General features: G+C 43.9%; 14 protein-coding genes. 4 read left to right on the top strand and 10 right to left on the bottom strand.

All coding sequences use genetic code 11. The features are described 5' to 3' along the window. Positions 1-192: 192 nt before the first annotated feature. On the top strand, positions 193-897 hold the full coding sequence (gene folE / locus QXE01_06465; GenBank protein MEM4970879.1) for a GTP cyclohydrolase I FolE: 705 nt from the start codon (positions 193-195) through the stop codon (positions 895-897). An 82-nt stretch (positions 898-979) separates the two neighbouring features. Here the strand turns inward: folE and QXE01_06460 are convergent, their stop codons facing one another. The 8 genes from QXE01_06460 to QXE01_06425 form a co-directional block, all read right to left on the bottom strand. Next, entirely contained in the window at positions 980-1942 is a 963-nt protein-coding gene (locus tag QXE01_06460; protein ID MEM4970878.1) for a phosphate uptake regulator PhoU, read from the bottom strand. Positions 1943-2149: 207 nt separating this feature from the next. Next, positions 2150-3256, bottom strand: a complete 1107-nt coding sequence (locus QXE01_06455) for a VWA domain-containing protein (GenBank protein ID MEM4970877.1) — start codon at positions 3254-3256, stop codon at positions 2150-2152. Next, positions 3225-4151, bottom strand: a complete 927-nt coding sequence (locus tag QXE01_06450; GenBank protein MEM4970876.1) for a MoxR family ATPase — start codon at positions 4149-4151, stop codon at positions 3225-3227. The genes QXE01_06455 and QXE01_06450 overlap by 32 nt, the downstream gene beginning before the upstream one ends. Before the next feature lie 43 nt (positions 4152-4194). Beyond that, positions 4195-5082 carry a glyceraldehyde dehydrogenase subunit beta gene (gene cutB / locus QXE01_06445; protein ID MEM4970875.1) on the bottom strand — a complete coding sequence of 296 codons (888 nt, stop codon included), beginning with the start codon at positions 5080-5082 and terminating at the stop codon, positions 4195-4197. 2 nt (positions 5083-5084) lie between these two features. Further along, complete coding sequence (cutA, locus tag QXE01_06440) at positions 5085-7454, bottom strand: glyceraldehyde dehydrogenase subunit alpha (protein ID MEM4970874.1); 2370 nt, start codon at positions 7452-7454, stop codon at positions 5085-5087. Then, the gene (locus QXE01_06435) at positions 7451-7948 is read right to left on the bottom strand and encodes a (2Fe-2S)-binding protein (GenBank protein MEM4970873.1); all 498 of its coding nucleotides are present in this window, start codon (positions 7946-7948) and stop codon (positions 7451-7453) included. The genes cutA and QXE01_06435 overlap by 4 nt, the downstream gene beginning before the upstream one ends. 102 nt (positions 7949-8050) lie before the next feature. Beyond that, positions 8051-8806 carry a ribonuclease Z gene (locus QXE01_06430; GenBank protein ID MEM4970872.1) on the bottom strand — a complete coding sequence of 252 codons (756 nt, stop codon included), beginning with the start codon at positions 8804-8806 and terminating at the stop codon, positions 8051-8053. 17 nt (positions 8807-8823) lie between these two features. Then, positions 8824-9657: a D-aminoacyl-tRNA deacylase gene (locus tag QXE01_06425; protein MEM4970871.1), complete on the bottom strand. Its 834-nt coding sequence runs from the start codon at positions 9655-9657 to the stop codon at positions 8824-8826. A gap of 250 nt (positions 9658-9907) precedes the next feature. On the opposite strand from QXE01_06425, the gene QXE01_06420 reads away from it, so the two are divergent. Continuing rightward, positions 9908-10168: a 50S ribosomal protein L37ae gene (locus tag QXE01_06420; protein ID MEM4970870.1), complete on the top strand. Its 261-nt coding sequence runs from the start codon at positions 9908-9910 to the stop codon at positions 10166-10168. Positions 10169-10248: 80 nt separating this feature from the next. Here the strand turns inward: QXE01_06420 and QXE01_06415 are convergent, their stop codons facing one another. Together QXE01_06415 and QXE01_06410 are read right to left on the bottom strand one after the other, a co-directional pair. Further along, entirely contained in the window at positions 10249-10734 is a 486-nt protein-coding gene (locus QXE01_06415; GenBank protein MEM4970869.1) for a Mut7-C RNAse domain-containing protein, read from the bottom strand. Between the two features lie 282 nt (positions 10735-11016). After that, positions 11017-13101: a V-type ATPase 116kDa subunit family protein gene (locus tag QXE01_06410; protein ID MEM4970868.1), complete on the bottom strand. Its 2085-nt coding sequence runs from the start codon at positions 13099-13101 to the stop codon at positions 11017-11019. 80 nt (positions 13102-13181) lie between these two features. Here QXE01_06410 and QXE01_06405 point away from each other — a divergent pair, with 80 nt between their 5' ends. Both QXE01_06405 and QXE01_06400 read left to right on the top strand, forming a co-directional pair. After that, a complete protein-coding gene (locus QXE01_06405) occupies positions 13182-13490 on the top strand; it encodes a V-type ATP synthase subunit F (GenBank protein MEM4970867.1) in 309 nt (102 codons plus the stop codon). A 4-nt stretch (positions 13491-13494) separates the two neighbouring features. After that, a complete protein-coding gene (locus tag QXE01_06400) occupies positions 13495-14109 on the top strand; it encodes a V-type ATP synthase subunit E family protein (GenBank protein ID MEM4970866.1) in 615 nt (204 codons plus the stop codon). The last annotated feature ends 21 nt before the right edge of the window (positions 14110-14130 follow it).

Here is a 14130-nt window from a genome sequence, read left to right as displayed (position 1 = left end):
AACCCTCTCCTCCTCATTGCTAAGCGTTGTGTTTGTTGGGAAACTACCTATCTCCCTTTTCCTCGGCTTTCTACTTCTCCTCTTCTTCCCCCCAGTGATCTTCCTAAGATCGTTCCCCTGGTATAGAGGCATAGCTTATAACCAAGAAATGCTATGCACTAAATCTTTTAAGCATTCACACGGTCTCAATATATGAGGTATATATTCAAAGGCGACTCTAAAATGGGAGCTAAGAGGGATATTGATTCGCATGGTGATCAAGAGGATAGAGAGAAGCTATATAAGGAATTAAGTGCGATAATAAGGAGATTCCTTGAGCTAATAGGAGAAGATCCCGAGAGGGAAGGGCTTAGAGATACCCCAGCAAGAGTGGCTAGAATGTGGCTTGACGAGCTAGCCAGAGGATATTCCGTAAGTCCAGAGGAGTATGTAAAGACCTTTAACTATGAGGGGGATAATGGGGAGGAGTCCTTGGAAATATGGAATAATGTTGTGATAGTATATGATATACCTGTAAGAAGCATGTGTGAGCATCACTTGCTACCAATAATAGGTACAGCATCAATAGCATATATCCCAGGAAATAAAGTCCTTGGTTTCTCAAAATTCGCTAGAATAGTTGATGCATTCTCAAGAAGGCTACAGGTTCAAGAAAGACTTACCAATCAGATAGCCGACTTCATAGCAAGCTATCTAGATGCTAAAGGAGTCATGGTGATAATAGAAGCCCTCCACCTCTGCGCCCTACACAGGGGGGTTAAAGAGCCTCTAAAAATGGTTACAAGAGCTGCTAGAGGGGTTTTTGAGAAGGATCCTGAGCTTCGAAGAGAGGTTATAGAAATAATAGGATCGAGGATCTCTGCGATAAATATCATTGAGAAAAACAGACTACTCTGAGCAACTTCAACCACCTGTAGCAAGGCTCATAAATCTTAAATATAGAACCGGTATGCTTGCTCTAGAATCATTTAAGGAGAAGCTATCTCTTTAGGGGTAAGCTGGTAGCCTCTCCCTTTTCTCTGATGTATTTGCTAATCGAGATCTCTGAAGCCTCTGCCGATGAAGCTATTATAACTAGTATCTCGTGTATCACAGCCGATAATTCCTCGAAGCAAGCGCTCTTTCTGGATATATCTAATACAGCATCTACATTGTTCTGCCTCTCATTAAGGGCTTCAAGAGAAGATCTATAGTTATTCGATATAAGGGCGTCGAAGGATGTTTGGAAATATCTATATGCTATCTTTAATGCTTCTTTAAGTGCTGCGCTACATCTCTCAGAAAGCTTGGCTCTCAGAAGATATGTGGAAGCCCTGTCAAGGGCGTCTCCTATATGTTCTAAAGCCTTTAGAGCTATAGCAAGATCTATAGCTTCTTCTGGCATTTTTGCTGACATCCTCTTCACACTTCTAAGCCCTATGAAGTGTAGAGAGTCTAGTTCATCATCCATAATGAGGATCTCCTTCAGATGCTCTTGATCATTATCATCGAGGTATTTCATCATGAGCTCAAACATTACCTGTGCAGTACTCTTCATAGTCTTTATCACCTCTTGTATATTTATCGTTCTCTCATCAGCAGTAATTCTAATTTCAGGTGAGTCCCCTTTCTCCACAAAGATCATTCCTGGCAGCTTACCTTTAACAATATTAAAGGCTTTTCTAATAGCATTTTTATCCCCCCTCATTATTATTAGATCCTTTCCCTCTATGTAGGAAGCTATGATGAGCTTTGAAAGCATGTTCTCATCACCCTCCTCAAGAGAAATAGATCTATCGATGGTCTCGCCAGTAATCGGTCTTATCGTTATATGATTCCCTGCTATAATCGTCTCAACAGAAGACCCAATCTTTATCCCTAATCTATCTAGCCATTCCTTCGGCAATGTAAGGCCATAACTCTTCTCCCCTATCCTTATAACCTTTCTAATAGACGTTTCCACCCAGTAACACCCAATATTAATAAGGTAACAAGAGTTAATAAATAGTATGTGGGGTGTGCTTATGATAAAACAGCTGACAAACCTCGCATTTTAAGGCAGGTTTAGGTTTTAAGCTTCTAATTCATTTTTTGTTGAGTAGCTTCCCGCAATGAGGGGGCAACGCCCGAGACCCCAGCGAAAACCCCGCCCTTAATGGCTGTGGAGGGGTCATATCGTGGATAGCTTCTTAAGATACCTCCTTAGAGTTACTATATTGTATAGGAGCTCAGTCGGTAGTATAGCATCAACGTATTTCGATGCAATTCTTAAACACATAGTTTCTGGGGCAAATCCTTTCTTACCAGCATATGGTGAAAGCCATAGTATTTTGCTAACCATTTTCTTCAACATAACCAGGCTTTTCTCCAGAAGCTCTAGATCCCCTAGATCCCATCCATCGCTTATAATTAGCACCAAGCTTTCACTCCGTAGATAGCCCTTATAAAGGTTTATTAACTTATATAAAGACTCTCCTATCCTGGTACCACTCCCCCATATACCACTTCTCACCAGAAGATCCCTTACAACCCTCTCTCCCATCTGCACAGCGTCTGTAGCCCTCACAAGATCTGTGCTGAATAGGAACACCTCATAGCTACTTGGGGATAAACCTTTAATCGCTCTTAAGAGCTTTGCTATGTTTTCCCATGTATCCTCCATAGATCCGCTAACATCTATTAAAAAGACATAATGTGTTCTACTCATCTTCCTCCTAGTCTTCTTCAGCTTTACAATATCTCCAAGTGTTGATATAGCCTCCCTATAGCTTAGGGGGAAGCTGATTTCACCCTTTGGAGATATAGTTCTTCTAATGCCAGGTCTTGTGGAGATCTTCTTTCCTATTATTCTAAGGATTCTTCTAATCGAATTCCTCACACTAGGATCTAGCATAACATCTTTAGGGCTTCTCCCCCTTATCTCTAGTGGACTATATATTGAGAGAAACCTTTTTATAGGATCAGGTGTCTCGCCCTCCATTATAACCCTTACCTCGATCTTCTTCTCTGTCTGTTGTCTCACATCGAGATCCATTAGCCAGTACATGTCGAATAGCTTGTCGAATAGCTCATAGAGGCCTGGATCCTTAACCAGGGTTATTCTAAGTGCTTCTCTAAAAACCCCTATTCTCTGATATTCATTACGAATATCACCTGAGATTCCAAGTTTATTTATCGCAGCATATGCATCTATATCTTCTGAGATGCCTATTCTAAATCCATTCTCCCTTAAGATCCTTATGAAGTCAACTAGGTTTTCCAATGTTATTTCTCTCAAAGGTCTGATCCCCGATCTTAGAGATTATATAGCTTGGATCCACCCTCTCAATATCTTCTGGTAGCTTTAGAACAACAGATATGGTGTTCCTTATAGCTTCCTCTGTAAGCTCTTCATAGCCTAGCTCCTTAAGTGCCCTAGCCCACTCGATCGTTTCAGATATGCCGGGCTTTTTAGCTATACCATCTATAGATCTGATAACCCTTATAGCATCAACAACCTGGTTAGCAAGTTTTTCAGATATATTGGGGACTTTTCTCCTAACTATCTCGAGCTCCCTATCTCTATCGGGATAGGATAGATATAGGTAGAGGCATCTCCTCCTAAGGCCGTCCCCAACCTCTCTAGTTCTATTCGATGTGAGGATCACTATTGGCTTCTTAGAAGCCTTTATACTCCCTATCTCCGGAATTGTTATCTGGAACTCAGAGAGGAATTCCAGCAATAGCGCCTCGAACTCTTCATCCGCCCTGTCAACCTCGTCTATGAGAAGAACCGAGGGTTTTGGAGAGTTGCTCATAGCAGCCTTTAGAAGGGGTCTTTTAAGCAGATACTTCTCACTATATATCTCCCTCTCGATCTCCTCAGGAGATGAGGAGCTCTCTAGAAGCCTTATCGCTATAAGCTGTCGTGGATAATCCCACTCATATAGAGCCTTGGATGCATCAAGCCCCTCATAGCATTGAAGCCTTATAAGCTCGGTTCCCAGAGCCTCTGCTAATGCCTTTGCAAGCTCTGTCTTTCCACATCCAGGTTCCCCCTCCACTAATAGGGGTTTCTCGAGCTTTATTGCTAGATAAACAGCGGTTGCGATCCTCCTATCAGCTATATAGCCAACGCTCTCAAGAAGCTTAAGTATTCCTTCGACAGAGAGGCTATTCAGATCTATTTCCACGTTTACCATTCCTAGATGAAAAATATGTTAAACTATATATAAGCTATCCCTTAGATCCCATCTTCTCTTGAGCCCTTTCTAAAGCCCTTAGAAGGGCCCTCCTAGTCATAACCGCTGCCATAGCCTTCCTATATTCAGAGGAGGCTCTTATATCGCTTGGCGGATTAAGCCCCTCAGACGCCCTTGCAGAGGCCTTTATAATGAGATCCCTGCTTGCCTGCTTACCAATAAGCTCCTCCTCAACAGACTTAGCCCTCACAGGTGTGCTCCCAACACCTGTTAACGCTACCCTCACATTCTTTATAGTCCCTCCCTTATCCAGCTCCAGCAGAGCTGCAACACCAACTATAGCAAAATCTGTTGCTCTAAACACTAGCTTCTCATATGCAGCACCGAAATACCCCTCCATAGATGGAACACGTATTTCCACCAATAGCTCATCGCTTCTAAGCGCTGTGCTAAAGGGTCCCTTAAAGAATTCCTGAGCCTTGATTACTCTCTCCCCCTTTACACTTCTCGCTACAATCTCAGCCTCTAAGGCTGTGACTGCTGCTGGATAGTCCGCAGCAGGATCGGCATGGGCTAGGCTCCCCCCTATAGTACCCATATTTCTCACCTGAAGATCCCCTATCTTGGAGGCTGTCTCTGATAGTAGTGGGTTCTTCCTTCTAAGAAGATCTGAAGATTCTATCATAGCGTGGGTGGTCATACACCCAATATGGATCTTCCCCGCCTCCTCTTTGATATAGGATAACCCTGGGATCTTCCCTATATAGATTAGATATTTAGGTGATGCAAGCCTAAGCTTCATAAGCGGTATAAGGCTATGCCCACCAGCCAGGATCTTAGCCTCATCGCCATATCTACTTAGAGCCTCTAGAGCTTCTTCAAGGGTTGAGGGAACTATTAGTGAGAACCTAGGTGGATACATAATTACCCCACCTCCTTTTCTTTCAATACCTTATATATTTTACTCGGAAGTAGGGGCATATCTATATGCCTCACACCTAGGTGGGCTAGAGCATCTAGAACGGCATTAACCACAGCAGGTGTTGAGGCGATAGTGCTTGTCTCGCCAATCCCTTTAACACCTAGCGGGTTATGGGGTGATGGTGTTTCATAGAAGTAAGACTCGATCTTGGGGGCCTCCCTAGCGGTTGGTATCATATAATCATTAAAGCCCGCTGTCAGGAGATTGCCGGAGCTATCATATATAGCCTCCTCATATAGAGCCTGGGCTATTCCCTGGAGAGCACCCCCTATAACCTGTCCCTCTGCAAGCATTGGATTAACTATGATCCCTGCATCGTCTACAGCAACATATCTTAGGATCTTTACACCACCCGTCTCCCTATCGATCTCAACGACACATACGTGGGTTCCATATGGGAATGTGAAGTTCTCAGGATCATAGAAAACTGTGGCCTCCAACCCCGGTTCAACCCCTGGTGGTAGCTTCTCGGCTGTATATGCTGCTAACGCAACCTGCTGGATCGTTACAGCCTTCTCCGGAGCTCCTTTTACATAGAATCTACCTGCCTCGAACACCACATCTTCCTCCCTAGCTTCTAATAGGGCAGCAGCTATCTTCCTAGCCTTCTCCCTAACCCTTCTAGCTGCGAGGGCTATTGCCCCACCACCAACAGGTGTAGTTCTACTCCCATATGTCCCCATACCAAACTGTACAAGAGCGGTGTCGCCATGGATCACCTCGACATCTTCTGTGGAGACCCCTAGCTCTTCTGCCACAATCTGTGCAAATGCAACATCCTCTCCCTGTCCATGTGGGCTTGTCCCAGTATATACTGTGACCTTACCGCTTGGATGCACCCTAACTATAGCGCTCTCCCACAGGCCTAGACCAAAGCCTGTGGCTCTAGCTATTCTTGAGGGGGCTAGCCCACATACCTCTATATAGCTTGCAATCCCAATCCCTATCAGCCTACCCTCTTTCCTCGCCTCGATCTGTCTCTTCCTCCACCCCTCATAATCAGCTATCTTGAGAGCCCTTTCAAATACCTCTAGATATTTTCCACTATCGTATGTGAGGCCTGTAACCACTGTATAAGGCGCCTCTGGGATTAGGTTCTTCCTCCTAACATCAGCTGGATCCATGTTAAGCTCTCTAGCAACAAGATCCATGACCCTCTCTAATATATATGTTGCCTCGGGCCTCCCAGCACCTCTATATGCATCAACAGGCGTGGTATTTGTAAACACCCCGGTAACCTCTACATCGACAGATCTTATCTTATATGGGCCTGAGAGCATAGTTCCAAAGAGAATCGTTGGGACGCCTGGGGCTGCTGTGCTTAGATATGCCCCCATATTGGCTAGGGTTCTAACCCTTAGCCCGAGGACTGTGCCGTCATTTTTAATAGCTGCCTCCACATACTCCACATGATCCCTACCATGTATTGTTCCTAGGAAGTTCTCCCTCCTAGTCTCAACATACTTAACAGGTCTTCCAAGATCCATTGCTAATCTAGCTACAATCGCCTCCAATGGATATACAGGTATCTTACTTCCAAACCCCCCACCAACATCTGGTGCTATTACCCTCAACTTATTCTCGGGTATCCCCAGAATTCCTGAGAGGAGCAGCCTATGAACATGGGGGTTCTGCGAGGTAACCCATAGGGTTAGCTCCCCCGTATATCTATTATATTCAGCTACAGCCCCTCTAGGCTCCATAGCCGATGGTATTAGCCTCTGGTTAACCATCCTCTGCTTGATCACCTTATCGGCTTTCTTACTTATATCCTCAAAATCCTCTCCACCCTTGAGTCTCCATCTAAACGCTATATTGTTGGGCACACCCTCATGCAGCTGTGGAGCCCCTGGCTTTATAGCGTCTTCTACATTCACAACAGCTTGTAGGGGTTCATAGTCAACCTCTATAGCGTCTAGAGCATCTCTAGCCCTATATGGATCGCTTGCAACAACTACAGCAACTATCTCCCCAGCAAATCTAACCTTATCATATGCTACTGCTGGCCACTCCGGAACCTTGAGATCTGCGCCGGTTAGTAGCCACCCAGTTGGTATCGGCCCTATCTTGCCCCTGAAATCCTTGCCTGTGTATGCTGCAACCACTCCAGGGATTCTCAGTGCTTTAGAAACATCTATACTCTTGATCTTTGCATGTGCATATGGGGATCTAAGGAAAGCCGCATATAACATGCCTGGAAGCTTTATATCATCAACATAGAGGCCTCTACCCGTAATTAGTTTAGGATCCTCCTTCCTCTTCACAGGCTTGCCTAGATGCTGTGTTGGCCTAGCTTTATATATTATGCTCACCTACCCCCACCCCCACCGCGCATTCTCTCAGCAGCCCAGAGAGCAGCTTTAACAATGTTCTGATATCCAGTGCACCTGCATAGATTACCCTCAATAGCCCTTCTAACCTCCTCCTCATTAGGCTTTGGATTCCGCTGGAGGAAGTCATAGAGGGTCATTATCATACCAGGGGTGCAGAATCCGCATTGCAGGGCATGGTTCTCCCAGAAAGCCTCTTGAATCGGGTGGAGCTTGCCATCCTTCTCAAGCCCCTCTATAGTTAGGATCTCTCCACCATCAGCCATAAAGGCATATAATGTGCATGACTTAACAGCCCTCCCATTTAGTATAACGGTACACGCACCACAGTTAGATGTATCACACCCTATATGGGTTCCTGTGAGCCCTAGATAGTCCCTTATATAGTGAACCAGTAGGAGCCTGGGCTCCACCTCATGGGTATATAGCTTGCCATTTACCCTAACAGTGATTCTCACCCTTTCAAGGGTCTCCACCTAATATCACCCTATCATATAGCTTTAAGGGATATATAAGCATGATTATTAATATTGGTTTAGATTATTAATAGTAAACACATTATATATATAGAAATAGTTTTATATTATATATGTAACCATTAGATCTTCAGCTATTCTAACATTTCTAAAGATTGATTGTGCCTCTTCAAGGACAACACGTTGATCCTTATATCTCGAGCTTATATGTGTTAGATATAGATATCTCGCGTTAATAGCCTGTGCCAGTTTAGCTGCATCATACGCCGTTGAATGCATCGATTCCTTCGCATCTGCAGCATTTTCCAACGTAAATGTAGCCTCATGGATCAGTATATATGCACTATAACACTCCCTAGCAAGGGATTCACAGGGGCTTGTATCGCCTGAATAACATATTACCAGCTTCCTTTTCTTCACCTCCACCCTATAACCCCAGCTCTCGCTAGAGTGACATGTTCTAAAGCCCTTCACACCCACATTGCTATCCTCATACCCCTCTTCGGGGCTTCTATAGATTATTTCAAAACCTATACCCCTGCTCGTTGTTCTAACCACCCCCTCTATCATATTGGCAATAGTGTTGGGGGTTACAATATATAGAGGGGATTTCCTCCCATGATGGGACATGCTCTCAATAAGTGGTGGAACCCCGAGAACATGGTCTCCATGCTCGTGTGTGATGAAGATCGATGTGATTTTGAGCGGAGATATACCTAGGCTTGAGAGCCTTAGCTGACATCCCTCTCCGCAGTCAAAGAGATAGTTTGATGATCCAACGCTGATTAGTATCGATGATGCCCATCTACTAGGGGTTGGCGCACCTGCACCTGTTCCTAAGAAATATATCTTTATCATGGGCGCCATCCGAGATGCTATAGATATTCTATTTTGAGGGAGAACTCAGATGCTATCTTCTCTATAGCCTTTAGCTTATTTGCTTGAGCCGCCTTCTCCTCAATATATACAGTCTCGATCTTCTCGCTAGATGCTTTAATAGCCTGCCCAACTATATCGATCACTTCCTCATAGCTAAGCCCCTTCAATATATATCTAGGTATTATATGACCGAGACAAATTCTCCTTTCTATTGTTAACCCTGTGAATCTACTGGGGTAGTGATTACCCCCAACCCCAATTCCTATTGATGAACACTCTATCCTAGATGCTATCGCCTCATCTATAGCTCTAGCCCAAGCCTCATGGGCCTCACCGAGGATCCACTCTTTCTCAGAAGACCCTATTTCAACAAATACTATGGGGAGTCTATTCTCTGTAGGTCCGTGATGCGTTGCCTCATATGTAATGCTGAATAGAGATCCAAGCCCCGAGGATCTAGCTTCTCTGTATATGGTATAGAGAAGGGATGAGCCTAGGCTAGGCATGCTTATAGCAAGCTTCCTAGGCTTCCCCCCATACAGGGCTTCAGAGCTGGGGTTGCCTGTATAATGTACAGTCAGACTCGGTATCCCAGAAGAGGCTCTATGCCTTGATAAAACAATCACAGCATCATATTGATGGAAGAAATCATCTAGATATTCTAGATATATAACATCATCTAAAAAGCCCACCAACCTAATATACTGATCCTCGCACACATCATCAGCCCTAGGATCAAGAGACTTTCCACATATAAGCCTCCGCCTATCTATGATCCTCCTCGCTATACCCCTCCCAGCAGGATCCCCAATGCTATATGCAATACCCACCCTCAATATATTTCCTAATCCATATTCAGTTCTCAACATATAAAAATTAGAGAAGCAACAAAGCTACGATCCCTTTTACCCTATAAATATAATTGTGAAGCAGGTTAAAGGAGCTAGAAGGTGTTCTAAAGAACAGAAGATCATTCTAGAAGAAGGAGAAGGATAGATCTGACCTCCTTCTCACCTTAGAGGAGCAAGGCTTCTAGTTGTAAGCCTATAAGGGTTGTAACTATATAGGCATTGGTCACAAATGCCTAGGAAGAAGGTTGTTGGGATAGCTGGGAGGTTTGGCGCTAGATATGGCTCTAGCCTTAGAAAGCGGTGGAAAGAGGTTATGGAGAAGAGATATCAGGAATATGAATGCCCAAGATGTAGGAAGAAATCGGTTTTGGAGAGAATAGCTGTTGGTATATGGAGATGCCCAAAATGTGGCCATACATGGGCAGGAGGCGCTTATATCCCGTTTACGGAAGTTGGTAAGACGCCTGCCACACAGGTAACGAAGAAGTAGATATGAAGATCTCCTATTTAGCGGTCGCTCTTCCAATCTACCCTTATAAATGAGGATCCATTCTTAGGATGGGGAGGAGATTAGATACTCGATAATATTTCTTCTATGGTTCTCCAATGCCTGCCCTTCCAATAAACCTTACCGCATGAGCTGCATATCCAGAACACCTTGTAGGAGAGTGCTACCTCCTTATCAACCTTACTGCTAATCTCAATTAGCGATGTGGTTTTTCTAAGCACATTATTGCATTTAGGACATCTCGTATCATTCTCATCAAAACTAGTTCTCAGACCATATTTTTTAACAAGCGTTCTCAACATCTCATCTACTTTTATCGAGTCTATCAATACCGCTTCCAAACCCTTTTTAATTGCCCTTCTATATAGCCCAACATCCCTAGTCACAATTATCCTTTTATCTCTCTCAGCTATTCTCAATATAGCCCAATCCTCCATGGTAGGGCTATATATTGCATCATAGCCCAGGATTCTAAGCCACCTAGCTAGGTTACCCAACATGGTATCAACAATGAATCTAGGATCTGCTGGCATTCCACTATACCTCACTATTATGTCTCATAGATACACAAGTCAAGACAGCCTATATACCTTAATCCCCCAAATACATAAACACATTATTATAATTATAAATATATTCGGTTTGTTACTGACCCCCTCTCTGCCTTAAAGGGGCGGGGCTTTTAGTTGTAAAGTATTATATGGAGATGAGCTAGTAACTATAGGAGGATCCCTTCCTCTAAAGTTTTAAGGTTCCTCTATATTTCTATATATTGGAGCCGGGTCGTCTAGCGGTCAAGGATGCGGGGCTTTGGATCCGCGCCGCCCCTCCTATTTCTTTATCTCCACCTTTATCATTGGTGGTTTAAGGGGTTCGTAGGGCTTTCCTACTCCCATATAGAATTTTCCGAACATTTCATAGAGATGTAGCCTGAGTGTGTGGGCGAATGCTACTATTGATTCCAGCCCTATATCTAGTAAGTTTCCTACAGCATATAGTATCCAGGCTGGTAGGGATATGATGCCACCAGCATCTATCATGCTCTTCACAGGCTGGTAGAAGGCGATTATTATTGCTATATGTGCTAGCGCTATCCCCATGATCCTGAGATAGCTTATTGTATTACCTATTAATATTATTATTGTGTCGAAGAACTCCATAAATCCATCTACGAGCTTCTTGATCCCATATGATATCCCGTGCTTCATAGATTCAACAGCTACCTCGCCAAGGAAGATCCATATAAGCCCTAGATATAGGAGCCCCTTGATAACATCAGGCGCCAATCCCCCCGGCGATGGTGTTATAAAGGCTAGATATCCATATGTCTGGCCGGCCAGCTCTATGCTTTGATATATAAAAACAGGTGCTGCAACTGATAGGAATAAAAGGAATCTCGGGATATCCCTTGCCACCATTTTTTCAAAATCCCTCTCTAATAATGAGTTAACCATCCCCAGCAATGTTGAAAGCACCAGTGTAGCCCCACCGATTCTTAAGGATAGGAATATGAGGCGCATCAATGCCTCACCAACAGCGCCTCCCTCCTCTTTACCTATTGGAACCGCTAGAGGCGGTGTTGCCCCGCTATATAGATGTTCCTCAATATATTTGGAAACAGGTGTTGCTGGGCCGAAAAATTCTCCGGATAGGATTCCAGCTATTATGGCTGCTAGCGAGACATATATCACAAGCTCCCCCAACTCCCTATAAGATCTATTTTCTCTACCAAGTATTTTATAAAATATAATCCCAGCTATTAGGAGAACCAATCCATGCCCTAGATCTGGGAACATGAGGCCGAATATGAGGGGGAAGGTTATGGCTGTTATATAGATAGGAACAACCTCTCTATAGCTTGGAGGGCCATATAGCTCTGAGATCATTTTAAATGTCTGGAGCCTCTTCGGCACAGAGTATTTTGAAGGAGGCTCTTCATCCAGATTTCTCTCAAGCCTGCCGATCTCTTTAACCTCAACAATAGCTCTATCGCCAAGCCTACTTCTGATGATCTTTAGAGAATCCTCTATAGAGCTCTTCGGAATATAGCCTTCTATAAGAGCATATCTACCTTTATCCCTAGACCTTGCCAGTAGGTAGAGAGCCTCTCTAGCTGTGACAAGCCCTGCATATGTTTCTAGGAATTTATCCGATATCTCTTCATAGATCTTCGATGCTGTTTCCCTAACCCTGTTTAGCTCAGACCTGGATTCCTCGAGCTCTCTATTCAGCTGCTCTGAAAGCATCTTTGGATTTAGCGGGTAGCCCTTTGGAACCTCTATCTCTCTAGCCTTCTCCTGCCTAGCTATCTCTTTGATTTCCTCATCCCTTCTCTTGGTTATTATCAAGAGCACGCTGCTATTTTCATCAAGGGGTCTCGATATAGCTATTAATGATCCTACCCTCTTCTCTATAGCGCTTAAGATCCTCTCCAGCCTTTCGTTTTGAGATATAAAGATATATGCCCTCAACACCCTACCATTCACAACCCTTTCGAGATCAATATCTATATCGCTTAAAACACTCATAACCTGGGCTATAGGTTCAAGGCTGCTGATCTTCTCCTGTAGATCTCTAGCCCTTCTATATAGATCCTCGAACTTCTCATCAATCTCTCTGAGGGATTGGAGAAGCTTCGATGATATCTCAAACCACTCACTCCCCTCTAAAACCATGTCTTGGCTAAGCCTGAGCTGACCTATTCTAACACCTACAAGCCCCATATACTGCTCTAACCTCGATATACCCTCACCAATAGCTGGTAGCATTAGCCTTGCCCTCTCAGAAGCCCTCCCCTCTCCCAGTCTTGATACAGGCTGGAATGAGCCTGTCTCCATAAGTGAGTAGACAGCTAGGTCTAGATCCCTTTTTGAAACCAACAGAGAGATCCTAGCCATCTTCTCCGGCAGGAGCACCTATAACACCTCTTAAAACCCCACATATTCTGTATAAACCAAGCTTATTTATTTAGAGAGGAGACTACTCTGGGGAGCTCATGAAAAAGGGTAGGATAGTGGTTCTCGGAGATAGATACGTTGTAAACGCCTTCGGCATGCTTGGGGTGGAGGGCTTTGTCGTTGAAAATGTAGATGATGCTGAGAAGCAGTTGAGAACCCTATCTAAGTCGGGAGATATTGCTCTGATAATAGTGACAAAGGATGTGGCTGATATGGTGCAAGACGTTATAGATAGGATCTCTATGTCTCCAGGGGCGCCTGTGATAACGGTTATACCGAGTATGTGGAGCGATGTAAAGCCCATAGATGCAGCGTCTCTCCTGAAAAAAGCCCTAGGGGTTGGGTGAGAATATGTCGGAGATATATAGGATCTATGGTGATCCTCAGAAGATCGTTGAGGAAATAAGCTCAGAGATCCTAGAGAGGCTTGAAAAGATGTTTGAGGAGCTAAGGAATAATGTTAAAAGGGATCTAGAAGATCTCATAAATAAAAAGGCCTCTGAGCTAAGATCCAGGATAGATGAGGGTATCAAGAAATATCGAGGAACAATTGAAAGCTCAAGATCTAAATTAGAGGTTGAGTTAAAAAAGATAGCTGAGCAGAGACGCGAGATATGGATCAACAAGGTTGTTGATGATGTTAGAAATAGATTTATCAAGGAGCTTTTAGATAATAGAGAGTTATATAAGAAGTTTCTAAGGAGATCATTAGAGGCTGTTCTAGCATTAGAGGGCGAGGTGTATATAGAGACAAACGATTCATCTCTAAGCCTTGTTAAGGAGGTTATAGAGGAGATAGGTGCAGGTGATAGAGTCAGATCAGTCTCTGGTGGGGCAAAAATCAGTGGAGGCTTTATAGCCCTTTCAAGAGACAGATCAATTAGATATAACTACACACTTGACCATGTGATAGAGACAAGCTTATACGAGCTTAAAGTTAGGATATCGAGAATATTGTTTGGGTGAGCCTATGGAGGAGAGGAGAGG

The sequence above is a fragment of the Sulfolobales archaeon genome, from assembly GCA_038897115.1.
GTDB lineage: Archaea > Thermoproteota > Thermoprotei_A > Sulfolobales > AG1 > AG1.
This window is presented reverse-complemented; position numbering and strand designations above follow the sequence as displayed.

Coding starts and splice junctions, on each gene's coding strand:
- QXE01_06405 (MEM4970867.1), top strand. CDS start 13,182: ATGAAAAAGGGTAGGATAGTGGTTCTCGGAGATAGATACGTTGTAAAC.
- folE (MEM4970879.1), top strand. CDS start 193: ATGAGGTATATATTCAAAGGCGACTCTAAAATGGGAGCTAAGAGGGAT.
- QXE01_06420 (MEM4970870.1), top strand. CDS start 9,908: ATGCCTAGGAAGAAGGTTGTTGGGATAGCTGGGAGGTTTGGCGCTAGA.
- QXE01_06400 (MEM4970866.1), top strand. CDS start 13,495: ATGTCGGAGATATATAGGATCTATGGTGATCCTCAGAAGATCGTTGAG.
- QXE01_06430 (MEM4970872.1), bottom strand. CDS start 8,806: ATGATAAAGATATATTTCTTAGGAACAGGTGCAGGTGCGCCAACCCCT.
- cutB (MEM4970875.1), bottom strand. CDS start 5,082: ATGTATCCACCTAGGTTCTCACTAATAGTTCCCTCAACCCTTGAAGAA.